The 16,440-nt window shown below is 57.6% G+C and carries 14 protein-coding genes and 1 pseudogene; 9 read left to right on the top strand and 6 right to left on the bottom strand.

The genetic code is table 11. From position 1 onward, the window contains the following. Positions 1-35: 35 nt before the first annotated feature. Positions 36-2,195 (top strand): mechanosensitive ion channel family protein, encoded by a 2,160-nt coding sequence (locus RGV06_RS22465; protein ID WP_019828580.1) that lies wholly within the window; start codon positions 36-38, stop codon positions 2,193-2,195. Positions 2,196-2,335: 140 nt separating this feature from the next. Here the strand turns inward: RGV06_RS22465 and RGV06_RS22460 are convergent, their stop codons facing one another. After that, positions 2,336-3,055, bottom strand: coding sequence for a UTRA domain-containing protein (locus tag RGV06_RS22460; protein WP_019828581.1), 720 nt, complete (start codon positions 3,053-3,055; stop codon positions 2,336-2,338). Between the two features lie 346 nt (positions 3,056-3,401). On the opposite strand from RGV06_RS22460, the gene RGV06_RS22455 reads away from it, so the two are divergent. From RGV06_RS22455 to RGV06_RS22430, 6 genes and pseudogenes are all read left to right on the top strand, one after another. Next, positions 3,402-4,469, top strand: a complete 1,068-nt coding sequence (locus RGV06_RS22455; protein ID WP_019828582.1) for an ABC transporter substrate-binding protein — start codon at positions 3,402-3,404, stop codon at positions 4,467-4,469. Positions 4,470-4,605: 136 nt separating this feature from the next. After that, complete coding sequence (locus RGV06_RS22450) at positions 4,606-5,421, top strand: alkaline phosphatase family protein (protein WP_019827638.1); 816 nt, start codon at positions 4,606-4,608, stop codon at positions 5,419-5,421. Beyond that, positions 5,418-6,253, top strand: a pseudogene (locus tag RGV06_RS22445) (ABC transporter permease). Before RGV06_RS22450 ends, RGV06_RS22445 begins: the two are co-directional and overlap by 4 nt. After that, positions 6,240-7,040, top strand: a complete 801-nt coding sequence (locus RGV06_RS22440; RefSeq protein WP_048350843.1) for an ABC transporter permease — start codon at positions 6,240-6,242, stop codon at positions 7,038-7,040. The pseudogene RGV06_RS22445 and the gene RGV06_RS22440 overlap by 14 nt, the downstream one beginning before the upstream one ends. After that, a complete protein-coding gene (locus RGV06_RS22435; RefSeq protein WP_046809569.1) occupies positions 7,037-8,026 on the top strand; it encodes an ABC transporter ATP-binding protein in 990 nt (329 codons plus the stop codon). The genes RGV06_RS22440 and RGV06_RS22435 overlap by 4 nt, the downstream gene beginning before the upstream one ends. Before the next feature lie 34 nt (positions 8,027-8,060). After that, a complete protein-coding gene (locus RGV06_RS22430; protein ID WP_019827632.1) occupies positions 8,061-8,714 on the top strand; it encodes an HAD family hydrolase in 654 nt (217 codons plus the stop codon). A 134-nt stretch (positions 8,715-8,848) separates the two neighbouring features. Here the strand turns inward: RGV06_RS22430 and RGV06_RS22425 are convergent, their stop codons facing one another. Beyond that, positions 8,849-9,811 (bottom strand): NAD(P)H-quinone oxidoreductase, encoded by a 963-nt coding sequence (locus RGV06_RS22425; protein ID WP_019827631.1) that lies wholly within the window; start codon positions 9,809-9,811, stop codon positions 8,849-8,851. Positions 9,812-9,950: 139 nt separating this feature from the next. Between RGV06_RS22425 and RGV06_RS22420 the strand changes: the two genes are divergently transcribed. Then, positions 9,951-12,032 carry a carboxy terminal-processing peptidase gene (locus RGV06_RS22420; RefSeq protein ID WP_173667391.1) on the top strand — a complete coding sequence of 694 codons (2,082 nt, stop codon included), beginning with the start codon at positions 9,951-9,953 and terminating at the stop codon, positions 12,030-12,032. A 58-nt stretch (positions 12,033-12,090) separates the two neighbouring features. On the opposite strand, the gene RGV06_RS22415 is transcribed toward RGV06_RS22420, so the two are convergent. From RGV06_RS22415 to RGV06_RS22400, 4 genes are all read right to left on the bottom strand, one after another. Then, complete coding sequence (locus RGV06_RS22415) at positions 12,091-12,534, bottom strand: tetratricopeptide repeat protein (protein ID WP_019827629.1); 444 nt, start codon at positions 12,532-12,534, stop codon at positions 12,091-12,093. Next, positions 12,535-12,903, bottom strand: a complete 369-nt coding sequence (locus RGV06_RS22410) for a hypothetical protein (RefSeq protein ID WP_019827628.1) — start codon at positions 12,901-12,903, stop codon at positions 12,535-12,537. Beyond that, positions 12,900-13,241, bottom strand: coding sequence for a helix-turn-helix domain-containing protein (locus tag RGV06_RS22405; RefSeq protein WP_019827627.1), 342 nt, complete (start codon positions 13,239-13,241; stop codon positions 12,900-12,902). The genes RGV06_RS22410 and RGV06_RS22405 overlap by 4 nt, the downstream gene beginning before the upstream one ends. Before the next feature lie 414 nt (positions 13,242-13,655). Further along, entirely contained in the window at positions 13,656-14,375 is a 720-nt protein-coding gene (locus RGV06_RS22400) for an FKBP-type peptidyl-prolyl cis-trans isomerase (protein ID WP_019827626.1), read from the bottom strand. 244 nt (positions 14,376-14,619) lie between these two features. Between RGV06_RS22400 and RGV06_RS22395 the strand changes: the two genes are divergently transcribed. Further along, positions 14,620-16,434, top strand: coding sequence for a di-heme-cytochrome C peroxidase (locus tag RGV06_RS22395; protein WP_046809567.1), 1,815 nt, complete (start codon positions 14,620-14,622; stop codon positions 16,432-16,434). Positions 16,435-16,440 lie beyond the last annotated feature (6 nt).

Below are 16,440 nucleotides of genomic sequence, written 5' to 3'. Positions count from 1 at the left end.
TCGGCCAATTTGCACCCTTCGAGGTTGATCGCCCAGTGTTTCTCCGTCTTTTTGCCTTGCCTTATTTCCTGCTGGTTTGCCTGCTGACGCTGCTGCCCATGACGAGCGCACAGGCCGTTGGCTTGCCGGGCATGCTCGGCAGCTCGGATAAAGCCCAGGCGCAGCCCACCGAGCCGCTGGGCCAATCGCTGGACGAGGTCATCAAAAACCTCGAAAACGATCAGCAGCGCAGCAAGCTGTTGGCTGACCTGAAAAAGCTGCGCGACGCCACCAAAAAAGCCCAGCCTGAAGCCGAGATCGGTGTTCTGGGGCTGATCGGCAGCACCCTGGCAGATCTCGAAAAACAGTTCTCCGGCGCTGACAGCCCGACCTCTCGCTGGACCAAAGAAATCTCCCAAGCCAACGAAGAGCTGTCGGCCCTGATGCTGCCCGCCAGCGAATGGCTGCCGATCATCTTTGGCTTTGCATTAATCATCATGATCTGGAGTTTGTCGGCGGCACTGCTGATTTGGGTCAGCCACCGTGTCCGGGTGCGCTTTGGACTGAGCGAAGAACTGCCTCAACACCCCAAGGCCGTCGACATGCTGCGCTTTGCCCTGCGCAAACTGGGGCCGTGGATGGTGGCGCTAGTGATCACGGTGTACATGAGTTACGCCCTGCCCTCGTCGCTGGGCAAAGACCTGGCGATGGTGCTGGCTTACGCACTGGTTATCGGCACTTGCTTCTCGGCCATTTGCGTCATCCTGTTCTCACTGCTCGATGGCCCCCACCGCCATCGTGCCCTGCATATTTTGCGGCATCAGGCGTTTCGTCCACTGTGGTGGATCGGCAGCTTCGCCGCCTTTGGCGAAGCACTCAGTGACCCACGACTGGTGGCCACCCTCGGTGTACATCTGGCCCATACGGCCGCTACCTTTGCCAATGTGATGGCCGCCCTGTCCACCGGGCTGTTTATCATCCGGTTCCGTCGCCCCATTGCCCACCTGATTCGCAACCAGCCATTGTCGCGGCGCCTGACCCGACGGGCCTTGAGCGACAGCATCGATATCCTGGGGACTTACTGGTTCATACCGGCTCTGATTCTGGTGGGCATTTCTCTGGTCGCGACATTTGTCTCGGCGGGCGATACCAGCACCGCATTGCGCCAATCATTGATCTGCACCGTGCTGGTGGTGTTGTGCATGGTGATCAACGGGCTGGTGCGACGTCACTCGCAAAAACCGCAACGTGGACACAAACGTCATGCCCTGTATTCCGAACGCTTGAAAAGCTTCGTCTATACCCTCGCGCACCTGATTGTGTGGCTGGTATTCATCGAGCTGGGACTGCGGGTCTGGGGCATGTCACTGATCAGCTTCACCGAAGGTGAAGGCCATGAAATCAGCGTCAAACTGTTCAGCCTCGGCGGCACGCTGCTGTTTGCCTGGCTGATCTGGATTCTTTCCGATACGGCCGTGCACCACGCCCTGACCCGCTCGCGCAAAGGCCTGGCCAATGCCCGCGCCCAGACCATGATGCCGCTGATTCGCAACGTGTTGTTTGTGGCGATTTTCATCATTGCGCTGATCGTTGCCCTGGCCAACATGGGCATGAACGTCACCCCCCTGCTGGCGGGTGCCGGTGTGATCGGTCTGGCTATCGGCTTTGGTGCGCAGTCACTGGTCGCCGACCTGATTACCGGCCTGTTCATCATTATTGAAGACTCCCTGGCCATCGACGACTACGTCGATGTCGGCGGACACCTGGGCACCGTTGAAGGGCTGACGATTCGTACGGTGCGCCTGCGGGATATCGACGGCATCGTGCATACCATCCCCTTCAGCGAAATCAAAAGCATCAAGAACTACTCCCGTGAGTTCGGCTACGCCATCTTCCGGGTTGCGATCCCCTACAACATGGACATCGACGATGCGATCAAACTGATGCGTGAGGTCGGACAAAAAATGCGGAACGACCCACTGCAGCGACGCAATATCTGGTCACCGCTGGAGATCCAGGGGGTCGAAAGCTTTGAGTCCGGCAGCGCCATCCTGCGCGCCCGTTTCAAGACCGCGCCTATCAAGCAATGGGAAGTGTCGCGGGCGTTCAACCTGTCCCTCAAGCGGCATCTGGATGAAGCCGGACTTGACCTGGCGACCCCGCGTCTGAGCGTACAAGTCGTGACGGCGGGCAGTGGTATGTTGCAAAAGGACTGATCTTTGATGTTCGCTCACGCCTTGTGGGAGCGAGCCTGCTCGCGATGACATCAGCGCGTTTTACCTGACACACCACGCCGAATGCATCGCGAGCAAGCCCGCTCCCACAGAGTGAGTTGCCTCCAAAAACCAGGGGGAATTCAACGCTCCTGCACATCCACCCCGACATGAATCGCATCATGTCGCCAATACTCAAGGTCACAGTCGATCAGCCGTTCGTGCTGGTCGTAATTGACCCGCGCAATTTGCAAGCCCGGGCTGCCCGTTGAGACCTTGAGCGTGGCCGCCGCCTGCACCGGCAGCGCCGTTGGCACGATTTCGAAACGCACCCGACCGTAATGCAAATCGTAATGCCGGGCATACAGCTCGGTGATCGACTGGGTGAGATCGAGTTCAAGAATGTGTGGGAAATACTGCGGGTTCAGATAGTGCTCGACGTACAGCACCAGCCGCCCGTCAATCCGCCGGGCACGGCAGATCTGGATCACACTGGAGAGCGCCGGCAACTGCAAGCGATCGCATACCGCCGCCGTGGCCGGGAGCAGGCGCGCCGAAATCACGTCGGTGGACGGCACTCGCCCCTGGGCCGTGACCATGGCGTGAAAGTGACTGCGCTGCATTAGGTTGTAGGCCAGGCGTGGTGGCGAAATAAACCAGCCGCGGCGCTCCTCGCGATAGACCATCCCCTGGGCTTCGAGCTGCAACAGCGCTTCGCGCACCGTGACCCGAGTGGTGGCAAACAACTCACTGAGTTTGCGCTCGGCCGGCAACTGACTGCCGCACACCAACAGGCCGTGCTCAATTTGCTCTTGCAGCGTGCGACTGATCGCTGTCACCGCTTTGGGTACACCTTCTCGCATTAACGTTACCTGACTGGACTAGTCCAGCACCAAATGTGGGCAGGCACGGCCTGAAAACACACCAAACCTCGATAGCCGCAGCCTAGTCAGAGCACATGACTGTTGCATGACAGTGTCTGTACCTAGACCCATCAGAAAATGCCACAGCCCTTGCCAATCAAGCCCTGCGCGATGGTCTACGCTTAGCCGAAACGCTCACACAGGCCTGCAATATCACCTGCACATGTAATGCCGACATTAAAGTGTCATCAGTCAGGCTTAAATTGGCTCAGGTATTGCTGACCTAGACCAACCCACCGCAAAAGAGCAATAAAACCCAGCGTTGAAAACGCCCAAGGAGCTTCGGATGAAACGGTTTTTCCTGGCATCACTGTTAGGTTCAAGCATCGCCCTGTGCACATCGGCCATGGCCGCCGATGTTGATTTAAAAGCCCTGGAAGCCGCAGCAAAGGCAGAGGGGACGGTCAACAGTGTCGGCATGCCCGATGACTGGGCCAACTGGAAAGGCACTTGGGCGGATCTGAACAAGCTCTATGGGCTCAAGCACATCGATACCGACATGAGCTCTGCGCAGGAAGTGGCCAAGTTCGCCGCTGAAAAAGACAACGCCAGCGCCGACATCGGTGACGTGGGAGCAGCCTTCGGCCCGATCGCGGTTGCCAAAGGTGTGACCCAACCTTACAAACCGACCACCTGGGACCAGATCCCGGACTGGGCCAAGGACAAGGACGGTAACTGGGCGCTGGCCTACACCGGCACCATTGCATTTATCGTCAACAAAAAGCTGCTGCACGGCTCAGAAGTCCCAACCAAGTGGGCTGATCTGAAATCAGGTAAATACAAGGTTTCCATCGGCGACGTGAGCACCGCGGCGCAAGCCACCAATGGCGTGTTGGCCGCTGCACTGGCCAATGGCGGCAGTGAAAAGAACATCCAGCCTGCCCTGCTGATGTTTGCCGACATCGCCAAGCAAGGCCGCTTGTCATTGGCCAACCCGACCATCGCCACCATGGAAAAAGGTGAAGTGGAAGTGGGCGTGGTCTGGGATTTCAACGGCCTGAGCTACAAAGCCAAAATGGTCAACCCGGATGACTACGTGGTGCTGATTCCATCGGACGGTTCGGTGATCTCGGGTTACACCACCATCATCAACAAATACGCCAAGCACCCGAACGCGGCCAAGCTGACTCGCGAATACATCTTCAGCGATGCAGGGCAAACCAACCTGGCGCGAGGCAATGCACGGCCGATTCGTGCCGAGCACTTGAAGCTGCCTGATGACGTTCAAGCCAAGCTGCTCTCCAATGATCAATACAAAAATGTAACCCCGATCAAGGACGCAGACGCCTGGGAAAAAACCTCCAAGGCCCTGCCGCAGCTGTGGCAGGAAGAAGTCATTATCAATATGCAGTAACCCGCTGAACCAAGACCTGTAGTCGCTGCCGAGGTACGAAGGCTGCGAGCCTTTGATTGCGAAAGGCTCGCAGCCTTCGTACCTCGGCAGCGACTACGCAGTTGGCATGCTACTTCTGTTTGCGGAGTCGCCGGACATGAAACACAACGTTATCCTGGTAGTCCTCGACGGTTTGAATTACGAGGTAGCCCGCCAGGCGATGGGCCATCTGCAAGCCTACGTCGGGGCGGGTCGTGCTGCACTCTACAAGCTCACCTGCGAATTGCCCGCGCTGTCGCGCCCTCTTTACGAATGCATCCTCACGGGTGTGCCGCCCATTGAAAGCGGCATCGTGCACAACAATGTGTCGCGCCTGTCCAACCAGCGCAGCGTGTTCCATTACGCCCGCGACGGTGGCCTGAGTACTGCGGCAGCGGCCTATCACTGGGTCAGCGAACTGTATAACCGCTCGCCCTTTGTGATCGCCCGGGACCGCCATACCGTTGCAGCCGATTTACCCATTCAGCACGGGCACTTCTACTGGAGCGATCACTACCCCGATTCCCATTTGTTCGCCGACGCCGAAAGCCTGCGGGTGGCGCACACACCGAATTTTTTACTGGTTCACCCCATGAACATCGACGACGCCGGGCACAAGCACGGTCTCGACACCCCGCAATACCGCAACAGTGCGCGCTCGGCCGACATCATTCTGGCCGACTACCTGCAAGGCTGGCTGCAGGCCGGTTATCAGGTGCTGGTGACGGCCGATCACGGCATGAACAACGACCGCTCACACAACGGCATGCTGCCCGAAGAGCGTGAAGTCCCCCTGTTTGTACTGGGCGATGCGTTCAGCCTCAACCCGGATGTCACCCCCAAACAAACCGAGTTGTGCGGCACGATCTGCGAGTTGCTGGGTGTGACCCATGACAAACCGTTGTGTCGTGACCTGCTGAGGCCAGCGCCATGAGCCGTGGCAAATGGCTTGCGTTGCTGTGCCTGGTGCCCTTCGCCGTTTTTTTATCGTGTTTCAAATTGCCCCGCTGGTGTGGGTGCTGATCCACAGCGTGCAATCTGAAGAAAGCGGCTGGGGCATGGCCAACTTCATCAAGATCTTCAACTCGAAATTCTACTTGCAAGCCATCCAGCACAGCCTGGAGATCAGTTTCTGGTCCAGTCTGTTCGGCATTGTGATCGCCATCCTGGGCAGTTACTCGTTGCGCAAGGTGGATTCGCGGCTGCGCAATTTCGTCAATGCGTTCGCCAACATGACCAGCAATTTCTCCGGGGTTCCCCTGGCCTTCGCCTTCATCATTCTGCTGGGTTTTAACGGCAGCATTACGATCATGCTCAAACAGGCGGGGATCATTGAGGACTTCAACCTTTACTCAAAAACCGGCCTGATCATCCTGTACACCTACTTCCAGATTCCGCTTGGCGTACTGCTGCTTTACCCCGCCTTTGATGCGGTTAGGGAAGACTGGCGAGAGTCGGCTTCGTTACTGGGTGCAAGCAGTTGGCAGTTCTGGCGCCATATCGGCCTGCCAGTCCTCACCCCGGCACTGCTGGGCACGTTCGTGATTCTGCTGGCCAACGCCCTTGGCGCCTACGCCACGGTGTATGCATTGACCACCGGCAACTTCAACGTATTGCCAATCCGCATTGCTGCGATGGTCTCGGGCGATATAAGTCTGGACCCGAACATGGCCAGTGCCCTGGCAGTGATTCTGGTGGGGCTGATGACCCTGGTGACACTGGTGCATCAGTGGCTGTTAAAGAGGAGCTACCATGTCGCGCGCTGAATCCGGGTCCCCCGGCATTTACCATCGCAGCGTTGTCTGGCTGCTGTTTCTGATTTTATTGCTGCCGCTGCTGGGCACGCTTGTCTACTCCATCGCCAGCAGTTGGTCGGCGACCATCCTGCCCAGTGGCTTTACCTTGAAGTGGTACAGCCAGTTGTGGAGCGACCCGCGCTTTCTCGCAGCCTTCGGCCAGTCGCTGCTGGTCTGTGTGGCTGCGTTGGTGCTGTCGGTGATTTTGATCCTGCCGTTGCTGTTTGTGGTGCATTACCACTTCCCCAGGCTCGATGCGCTGATGAACATCCTGATCCTGCTGCCTTTCGCCGTGCCGCCAGTGGTGTCATCGGTAGGCCTGCTGCAGCTCTACGGCTCAGGCCCGTTGCAAATGGTCGGCACACCCTGGATTTTGATCGGCTGTTATTTCACCGTGGCACTGCCCTTTATGTACCGGGCGATCACCAACAACCTGCAGGCAATCAACCTGCGCGACCTGATGGACGCAGCCCAACTGCTGGGTGCCAGCACCTGGCAGGCGGCGTTTTTGGTGGTGCTGCCCAATTTGCGCAAAGGCTTGATGGTTGCCCTGCTGCTGTCGTTCTCGTTCCTGTTTGGCGAGTTTGTGTTCGCCAACATTCTGGTGGGCACCCGCTACGAAACCTTGCAGGTGTTCTTGAACAACATGCGTAACAGCAGTGGCCACTTCACCAGCGCGCTCGTGATCTCCTATTTCCTCTTTGTATTGGTGCTGACCTGGGTTGCCACCTTCCTGAACAAGGACAAAAGCCAATGAGCTTCGTCAGCGTCGAACACCTGCAAAAATCCTATTCCGGCACCCCTATTTTCAGCGATATCAACTGCAGCATCGCCAAGGGCGAGTTCGTGACCCTGCTCGGTCCATCCGGTTGCGGTAAATCCACGCTGCTACGTTGCATCGCAGGGTTAACGCCCGTGGACGGTGGCAAAATCCTGCTCGATGGCCAGGACATCGTGCCGCTGAGCCCGCAAAAGCGTGGCATCGGCATGGTGTTTCAAAGCTATGCGCTGTTCCCCAACATGACCGTCGAGCAAAACGTTGCGTTCGGCCTGCGCATGCAGAAGGTCAGTAGCGATGACAGCAACAAGCGGGTAGCCGAGGTGCTGCAACTGGTGGAGTTGAATGATTTTGCCAAGCGCTACCCGCATCAGCTGTCAGGCGGCCAATGCCAGCGCGTGGCCCTGGCGCGCTCGCTGGTCACGCGTCCGCGCCTGCTGCTGCTGGATGAGCCACTGTCGGCGCTGGATGCGCGAATTCGCAAGCACTTGCGCGAGCAAATCCGCACCATTCAGCGCGAGCTGGGCCTGACCACGATTTTCGTCACCCACGACCAGGAAGAAGCGCTGGTCATGAGCGACCGGATATTCCTGATGAACAAGGGCCACATCGTTCAAAGCGGCAATGCCCAAACCCTCTATGCCGCACCCGTGGATGCATTCGCCGCCGGGTTTATCGGCAACTACAACCTGCTGGATCCCGACACTGCCAGCCGCTTGCTGCAACGCCCGATCAGCAGCCGTATCGCCATCCGCCCTGAAACCGTGGGTCTGAGCCTGCAGGGCGAACTCGACGGGGTAATCCTCAACCACAGCCTGCTGGGCAACGTCATCCGCTACCGGGTAGAGGTGCGAGGTGTGCAACTGATCGTCGACGTGCTCAACCGTGCACCCGGTGATCTGTACGCGGATGGTCAACGCGTGGCGCTGACCATCGATTCGAGCACCCTTTGTGAGGTAGCCTGATGTTCTTGAATTCACTGAAGAGAGAGTTGCACTGATGGCTTTGGCAATTTTTGACCTGGACGAAACCCTGATTCATGGCGACTGCGCCACCCTGTGGAGCGAGCAGATGGGCCGGTTGGGCTGGGTCGACCCGAAGTCGTTCATGCAGCGCAACAACGAGCTGATGGACGCCTACAGCCAGGGCAAACTGGCGATGGAAGACTACATGGCCTTCAGCCTTGAGCCGTTGATAGGCCGCACTCCCGAAGAAGTTAATCATCTGGTCGGGCCGTGGGTAGAAGACTTTATCGAACCGATCATCTTCAGTGACGCCACAAAAACCATTGCCCAACATCGCAAGGCGGGCGACCGGATCCTGGTGATTTCGGCCTCGGGCACCCATCTGGTAAAGCCCATTGCAGAACGATTGGGTATCGATGAAGTGCTGGGGATCGAGCTGGAAGTTGCACACGGATTTTACACCGGCAACACCGTGGGAACGCTGACTTACCGCGAGGGCAAGATCACGCGCTTGCTGGAGTGGCTGGATGAACAGGAAGAAAATCTCGAAGGCGCGAGCTTTTACTCCGACTCGCGTAACGATTTGCCGTTATTGCTCAAGGTTGACCATCCCCATGTTGTCAATCCGGACCCTGTATTGCGCGAACAGGCTGAAAAGGCCGGATGGCCGATCCATCACTGGAAGTAACACCTCACACCTGTAGAGACTCTGTTGTAGGTCAAGCCCTATGTGGGAGCGAGCAGGCTCGCTCCCACAGTTGCCGTTTTCCTGTAGCCGCTGCCGCAGGCTGCGGCTACACAGTCTGCCTCCCTCTTAAAGGATCAGCTCAGGCTGCTGTCTATCACCAGCACCAACTTGCCTGACACCTGATTGCTGGCCAGTTCGGCAAACGCGGCCTGAGCCTCTTCAATCGGGAAGGTTTTTGCCAGTTGCGGGCTCAAGCGGCCCTCAGTGAACAATGGCCATACCTGTTGCCCCAGATCACTGAGCAGGTCCGCCTTGAACTGATCGCTGCGGCTGCGCAGGGTCGAACCCAACAGCTGGATACGCTTGCCCAATACCTGCGCCAGATCCAGCTCGGCCTTGCGACCGCCCATCAAACCGATCAACACCCAACGCCCGTCCAGCGCCAGCAACTTAAGGTTGGATTCGGCGTAGTTGGCGCCCACAGGGTCCAGCACCACATCAAAAGGCCCCATGGCCTTGAGGCTGTCCAGCCCCTCGGTACGCACCACACCGCCCTGTGCACCCAACGCCTGGCAATAAGCCAAACGTTCATCCGAGCCAACGGTCACCCAGCACGGGCTTCCGAAGGCCTTGCACAGCTGAATGGCCGCTGAACCGACACCACTTGCGCCGGCGTGCAACAGCACTTTTTCCCCCGGCTTCAAGGCGGCCAGCTGGAACAGGTTCAGCCACGCAGTGCTGTACACCTCTGGCAAAGCAGCCGCTTCAATCAGCGAAAGACCTTCAGGCACCGGCAGGGCGTGACGGGCATCGACCACCACCTCTTGCGCCATGCCCCCGCCCGCCAAGAGCGCGCAGACCCTGTCGCCCACCTGCCAGGACGAACCGGGCCCAACCTCACTGACCACCCCGGAGCACTCCAGGCCCAACACCTGACTGGCGCCCGGCGGCGGCGGATACAACCCGGCGCTCTGCAAAAGATCGGCCCGATTGAGCCCGGCAGCCGCCACGCGAATTCGAATTTGTCCCACATCACATGCAGGGCTTGGCTCTTCAACCCATGTCACTTGACCTTCAACGCCTTGCAATGCTTTCACAGTGCCTCCATAGTAAGTCTGGACTGAGCCCGGAGCTGTTGCACCGGGCTTTTTGCATTATGCGACCGGTCCTTGATGGAACCGGCGACTTCAAAGACGGCCTAATATGCGTTATCAATTGCCCCCGCGTCGAATCAGCATGAAGCATTTATTCCCTAGCACCGCACTTGCCCTATTCATTGGCCTAGGCGTTTTGCCGTTTTCGGCCAATACGTTCGCCGCTAACAGTTGGGATAACCTTCAGCCCGATCGTGATGAGGTAATTGCCAGTCTTAACGTTGTTGAGCTGCTCAAGCGCCATCATTACAGCAAGCCGCCATTAAATGACGCGCGTTCCGCGATCATCTATGACAGCTATCTGAAGTTGCTCGACCCTTCTCGCAGCTATTTCCTGGCCAGCGATATTGCCGAATTCGACAAATGGAAGTACCAGTTTGACGACTTCCTGAAGAGCGGCGATCTCAATCCCGGATTCATCATCTACAAGCGCTACCTGGACCGGGTCAAATCGCGCCTGGACTTCGCCCTTGCAGAGCTGAAAAAAGGCCCTGACTCGCTGGACTTCTCGGCACGCGAAACCTTGCAGATCGACCGCAAGGACGCTCCGTGGCTCAAGACCGAAGCCGAGCTCAATGACCTGTGGCGCAAACGCATCAAGGACGAAGTCCTGCGTTTGAAGATCGCCGGTAAAGAGCCTGCGAAAATCCAGGAACTGCTGACCAAGCGCTACAAGAATCAGCTGTCACGCCTGGACCAGACCCGCAGCGAAGACATCTTCCAGGCCTACATCAACACCTTCGCCATGTCTTACGATCCGCACACCAATTATCTGTCGCCAGATAACGCGGAGAATTTCGACATCAACATGAGCCTTTCGCTGGAAGGCATCGGCGCCGTGTTGCAGAGCGATAACGACCAGGTAAAAATTGTTCGACTGGTGCCAGCAGGCCCGGCCGACAAGACCAAGCAAGTCGCACCGGCTGACAAGATCATCGGCGTTGCCCAGGGCGACAAAGAGATGGTCGACGTGATCGGCTGGCGACTGGACGAAGTGGTCAAACTGATTCGAGGCCCTAAAGGCTCCGTGGTGCGCCTGGAAGTGATTCCAGCCAGCAACGCACCGAACGACCAGACCAGCAAGGTTGTGTCCATCACCCGTGAAGCGGTGAAGCTTGAAGAACAGGCTGCCAAAAAGTCGATCCTCAACCTGAAACAGGATGGCAAAGACTACAAGCTCGGCGTGATTGAAATCCCGGCCTTCTACCTGGACTTCAAAGCGTTCCGTGCAGGCGACCCGAACTACAAGAGCACCACCCGCGACGTCAAAAAACTGCTGACCGAGTTGCAGAAAGAAAAAGTCGATGGCGTGATTATCGACCTGCGCAACAACGGCGGCGGCTCGTTGCAGGAAGCGACCGAGCTGACCAGTCTGTTTATCGACAAGGGTCCAACGGTTCTGGTGCGTAACGCCGACGGTAAGGTCGACGTACTTGAAGACGAAAACCCGGGCGCGTTCTACAAGGGCCCGATGGCGTTGCTGGTCAACCGCCTGTCGGCTTCGGCCTCGGAGATTTTTGCCGGCGCCATGCAGGACTACCATCGTGCGCTGATTATCGGCGGCCAGACGTTCGGCAAAGGGACGGTGCAAACCATCCAGCCACTGAACCACGGCGAGCTTAAACTGACTCTGGCCAAGTTCTACCGGGTTTCCGGCCAGAGCACCCAGCATCAGGGTGTACTGCCTGACGTCGCTTTCCCGTCGATTATCGACACCAAGGAAATCGGCGAAAGCGCACTGCCTGAAGCCATGCCCTGGGACACGATCCGCCCAGCAATCAAGCCCGCGTCGGATCCATTCAAGCCTTACATCGACCGGCTAAAAGCCAACCACGACACGCGCGCGGCAAAAGATGCGGAGTTCATCTTTATCCGCGACAAACTGGCTCTGGCCGAAAAACTGATGGCCGAGAAGACCGTCAGCCTGAACGAGGCCGAGCGCCGTGCACAGCACGCCGATATCGATGCCAAGCAATTGGTGATGGAGAACGCTCGCCGTCAGGCCAAAGGCGAAGCACCGCTCAAGGAAATGAAGAAAGAAGACGAAGATGCGTTGCCGGTAGAGCCTGAAAAGACCAAACCGGAAGATGACGCCTACCTGAGTGAAACCGGGCGGATTCTGCTGGACTACCTCAAGCTCAGCTCGCAAGTGGCAAAGAAGTAAATCAAGGCTGAAAAAAAGGGCGGGCCGCGTTATGCGTCCCGCCCTTTTTATTTATTGGCTATTGGTAAAGCCGGGCCAATTGCGGATCAGCCAGCAATCCCGGCCCACCTTCCTGATACAACATCGCCAGCTTGTGCGCGGCCAGTGGATGTCCCGCCTTTACCGCCATCGTCCACCAGCGCGCCGCTTCTGCAGCATCCGGGGTCTTGCCGAGCGAACCCGCCAGGCTGAAAACACCCACTTGATAAGCTGCCTTCGCGTCGCCGCTCAATGCTGCCAGACGCAACAGGCGTACGCCCTCCTCCTTCGCTCCAAGGCCTTGGCCGCGAAAGGCCAGAATGTGCCCATAGAAGCTTTGGGCACGGGTATCGCCAAGGTTGGCCATCCGAGCAAACTGCCCCTCCATCCAGCGCCAGATACGCGGCTGGCGGACGCACCAGGACCAGCGAAACAACTTGCGCGCCAGCCAGTAGCTCAGGCGCGCCTTAAACCGCCAGAGCACTCAAGCCTCCTCGTGCTCATAAGCATGCTCAAACACGCGCACCACCTCTGAGGCATGCCATGATGCGGCCGCAATGCCATCCGGCGGGCCGGGGAAGCGTCCAAGTCGCTCAACGCATTCAAAAAATCCGGTACGTGGCAGGCGACTTGCGCCCTGACTGATCACCAGCGAACTGCGCAAGGGCTGCTCGGCCCTGGCATCCATGGCCGCCAGGTGCTCAAGTGCTGCGGTAAGGGTCAACATTGCAGGGCTCGGTAATTGCAACCGTTCCAGTAGCGCACGGTACGTCAGCAAGTGGCGCTGTCGACGCGCCTGATCGAGCTCAGCCAACAACTCATCCCAGTGTTGACGACTGATGCGAACGCTCATGATGCTTCCCTCCAGCCCGGGATACCTAGCTCCCAGGCCAAGCTGCGACGAATGGCGAGGTCGGGGAGACGCTCACCGGTTTCTATCATGCCCAGATACGACGGACTGATACCCACTGTGCGCGCCAGCACTTCAAGGGCCAGGCCCTTGTTCTCGCGCAGGCTGCGCAGTTGATCGAGTCCGGGGTGCACCTGCTCGGGTGCGGGTGTCGGCAATACAGGGTCAGGCGTTGCAGTTCGCTCCTTGAGGCCTGCAGCCTTGAGCAGCGCCTGGTAACTTTCCCATGAAAGAACGGCGTATTCAGGCTCACCATTACGCTTGATGATTTGAAGATCCATTACTAAACCCCGTCAGACTTTTAAATAAATCGAGTCAGAACTTTCCCTTGAAGCTTAATCCTATCAGCCACCAAGGTCTCCCGGCTTTTCACTCTGAGGTGAAATTTTTGTGAAAACAGACCTTATCGATCCGCTGGGCGAAAATGTTATCCACACAAATTGTGGATAACCTTGTGAACAGAGCTGTTTTTTAACGCTGAAAGGCCCGCCCCATAAGGGCTGGAGTCAGATCGGGCGTTTTTTACACACATAAAAAAACCCATAAATTCATTGACTTGGCAGTCAGCAACTACTAGCCAAGGGAACTTATGGGCGATTTGAAACCTTGCAGGACACAACCCGGGCAAACAAAACCCTGACTGCAGATACAACAACGCCCCGTCGGGACGGGGCGCTACGCGTACGAAATGCTACTTATTTGGCCGCGTCTTGCTCTGCTTTGGCAGGATCTTTGATGCCCAGCAGTTCCAGGTCGAATACCAGCACCGAGTTGGCCGGGATCGACGGGCTTGGGCTTTGTGCGCCGTAAGCCAGTTCGCTAGGGATGTACAGCTTGTACTTCTCGCCAACATGCATCAGTTGCAGACCTTCAACCCAACCCGGGATCACGCCGCTAACCGGCAGGTCGATCGGGCTGCCACGCTCAACCGAGCTGTCGAACACCTTGCCATCAATCAGTTTGCCTTCGTAGTGAACAGTCACCACGTCGGTAGCTTTAGGCTGAGGGCCATCGGCTTTTTTGATGACTTCGTACTGCAGGCCAGACGCGGTGGTGACAACACCCGCTTTCTTGCCATTTTCTTCGAGGAATTTTTTGCCAGTAGCAGAGGCTTCTTCGCTCATTTTGGTCAGACGTTCTTCAGCACGTTTCTGCAGTGCTGCAAACGCTTCGATCAGTTCGTCGTCCTTGAGCTTTTGCTCTTTCTTGCCGACGGCATCTTCGATGCCTTGAGCTACGGCCTTGGAATCCAGATCATCCATGCCTTCTTGAGCCAGGCTTTTGCCCATGTTCAGGCCAATGCCGTACGAGGCTTTTTGCGCCGGGGTTTTCAGCTCTACGCTGGTCTGCGAATCACAACCCGCCAGTACCAGGCTTACCAGGGCCACAGCTGCCGCCAACCGATGCTGTTTCATGCTATTTCCTTGTTCATGCGCCAAATGGGCAATCGAGTAAAGCCGCGAGCTTATCAGGCGGCCGCGACCAATGGCTACCGGCATAAGAGGGACGAAATGCCGATAAGTTCATGCATTAATAACAATTCACTATTACAGCAACTTTTATTAACACCTATCTAAACCCTCCAAAGCCTACAGGTCACTTGATGCCTGCCCCTCCCTGAGGCATAAGGCTGTAATTATTTTTACAAGGAGCGTTACTGTGCGTCTGTTTTACCGTGTTCTGCTGGGATTGCTGCTGGCTTTGATCCTCTTGCTTGGGCTGGTGATCTACTATATTGCCAACCCGAAACTGCCTGTTTACCAGCCCCCGCAGCAACTGCATTACCTGGATCAGTGGAGCCCTGCCGAGCGCCAAACCTATTACTACACGCCCCAGGGCACACAAGTTAAAGGTTTGCATTACGACTGGTTCAGCGCCCTCGAACTGCCCTTTTCAAAACAGCCTTTCGCAGCGCCCGAGTATTTGGCGCGCTTCGGTTTTTTAGTCGATCCCCAGCAACACGCCAGCCCCGCCAACCCGGGTAACCTGCCCGTAGGCTTTACGCGCCACCAGAACCCGGGCAGCAAGGTTGAGTACCTGGACATCACCTGCGCTGCCTGCCACACCGGCGAACTGCGCTTCAAAGGCCAGGCACTGCGCATTGATGGCGCTCCGGCACAACACGTGCTGCCATCCAGCGTACCGACCTTGCGCGGCGGCAGTTTTGGTCAAGCATTGGTCGCCAGCCTCGCTGCGACCTACTACAACCCCTGGAAATTCGAGCGTTTCGCACGCACGGTCCTGGGCGACCAATACGCAGCGCAGCACAAACAGTTGCGCAAGGATTTCAAGGCCTCCCTGGATACGTTTTTGGCGGTGGCCTGGAATGACACCCATCGCGGCCTCTATCCCACACTTGAAGGGCCGGGCCGTACCGATGCTTTCGGGCGAATCGCCAACGCAAGCTTCGGTGATGCCATTTCCCCGGCCAACTACCGCGTAGCCAACGCCCCGGTGGACTATCCGCACCTGTGGGACATGTGGACGTTCGACTGGGTACAGTGGAACGGATCAGCCAAGCAGCCGATGGCGCGCAATATTGGCGAAGCCCTTGGCGTTGGCGCCACCCTGAACTTTTTCGATGCCCACGGCCAACCACTGCAAGGCGATGCACGCTACCCGTCCAGCGTGCGGGTAAACGATTTGCACCTGATCGAAGAAACCCTGCAAAAACTCAAGCCCCCGGTCTGGCCCGAAGAGTTGTTCGGCAAGATTGATCGCCCTCTGGCAACCAAAGGCCGTGCACTCTTCAACGAAAACTGCGCTGGCTGTCACGTGCCGCCTGTGGTCGAAGAAAACGGGCGCCTGGTCAAGCAACTGAAAATAGTGCCGGTCGAGGTGATCGGTACCGATCCCAATACCGCTAACAACATTGCCGACAATCGATACGACCTCAGGGCGTTGCAATGGGACCCGGTTGAACTGGCCAGTATGAACGTGGACTTGTACCCCAAAACCGAAACACCTCTGGACATGAGTCAACTGTCCGTCGCCAAGGGCCTGGCCTACGTTACTGCGTTTGTTGAAAAGCGCGCCTACCATGACGCCAACATTGGCCCGCAAGAGCAGGCGCGCCTCAACGGTTTTGGCTTGCCGATCGGGGTCCTGGAAGTACGTGCCTATAAGGCGCGGCCCCTCGACGGGATCTGGGCCACTGCGCCCTTCCTGCACAACGGTTCAGTGCCTACGCTGTACCAGTTGCTATCGCCACAGGCCGAGCGCGACCAGACTTTCTATCGCGGCAGCTTCGAGTACGACCCGCGGCATTTGGGCTACCGCACACACGCTTTTGACGGCGGGTTTGTGCTCGATACGCGTATCAGCGGCAACCACAACAGCGGGCACGAATTCCGCGCCGGCCTTGGCGGTAACGGCGTAATCGGGCGCTTGCTGCAACCCGAAGAACGCTGGGCGTTGCTGGAGTACTTGAAGGTGCTTGGCGGCCCCCTGGAACAACAGTTGCCCAACCAATGATGGGCC

The organism is Pseudomonas sp. CCI3.1, from assembly GCF_034313985.1.
Classification (GTDB): domain Bacteria; phylum Pseudomonadota; class Gammaproteobacteria; order Pseudomonadales; family Pseudomonadaceae; genus Aquipseudomonas; species Aquipseudomonas psychrophila.
This window is presented reverse-complemented; position numbering and strand designations above follow the sequence as displayed.

What these genes read in the sequence shown, in the direction of transcription:
- RGV06_RS22460 (WP_019828581.1), bottom strand. Translation starts at nt 3,055, where the DNA reads ATGCGAGAAGGTGTACCCAAAGCGGTGACAGCGATCAGTCGCACGCTG.
- RGV06_RS22455 (WP_019828582.1), top strand. Translation starts at nt 3,402, where the DNA reads ATGAAACGGTTTTTCCTGGCATCACTGTTAGGTTCAAGCATCGCCCTG.
- RGV06_RS22450 (WP_019827638.1), top strand. Translation starts at nt 4,606, where the DNA reads ATGAAACACAACGTTATCCTGGTAGTCCTCGACGGTTTGAATTACGAG.
- RGV06_RS22440 (WP_048350843.1), top strand. Translation starts at nt 6,240, where the DNA reads ATGTCGCGCGCTGAATCCGGGTCCCCCGGCATTTACCATCGCAGCGTT.
- RGV06_RS22435 (WP_046809569.1), top strand. Translation starts at nt 7,037, where the DNA reads ATGAGCTTCGTCAGCGTCGAACACCTGCAAAAATCCTATTCCGGCACC.
- RGV06_RS22430 (WP_019827632.1), top strand. Translation starts at nt 8,061, where the DNA reads ATGGCTTTGGCAATTTTTGACCTGGACGAAACCCTGATTCATGGCGAC.
- RGV06_RS22420 (WP_173667391.1), top strand. Translation starts at nt 9,951, where the DNA reads ATGAAGCATTTATTCCCTAGCACCGCACTTGCCCTATTCATTGGCCTA.
- RGV06_RS22410 (WP_019827628.1), bottom strand. Translation starts at nt 12,903, where the DNA reads ATGAGCGTTCGCATCAGTCGTCAACACTGGGATGAGTTGTTGGCTGAG.
- RGV06_RS22405 (WP_019827627.1), bottom strand. Translation starts at nt 13,241, where the DNA reads ATGGATCTTCAAATCATCAAGCGTAATGGTGAGCCTGAATACGCCGTT.
- RGV06_RS22400 (WP_019827626.1), bottom strand. Translation starts at nt 14,375, where the DNA reads ATGAAACAGCATCGGTTGGCGGCAGCTGTGGCCCTGGTAAGCCTGGTA.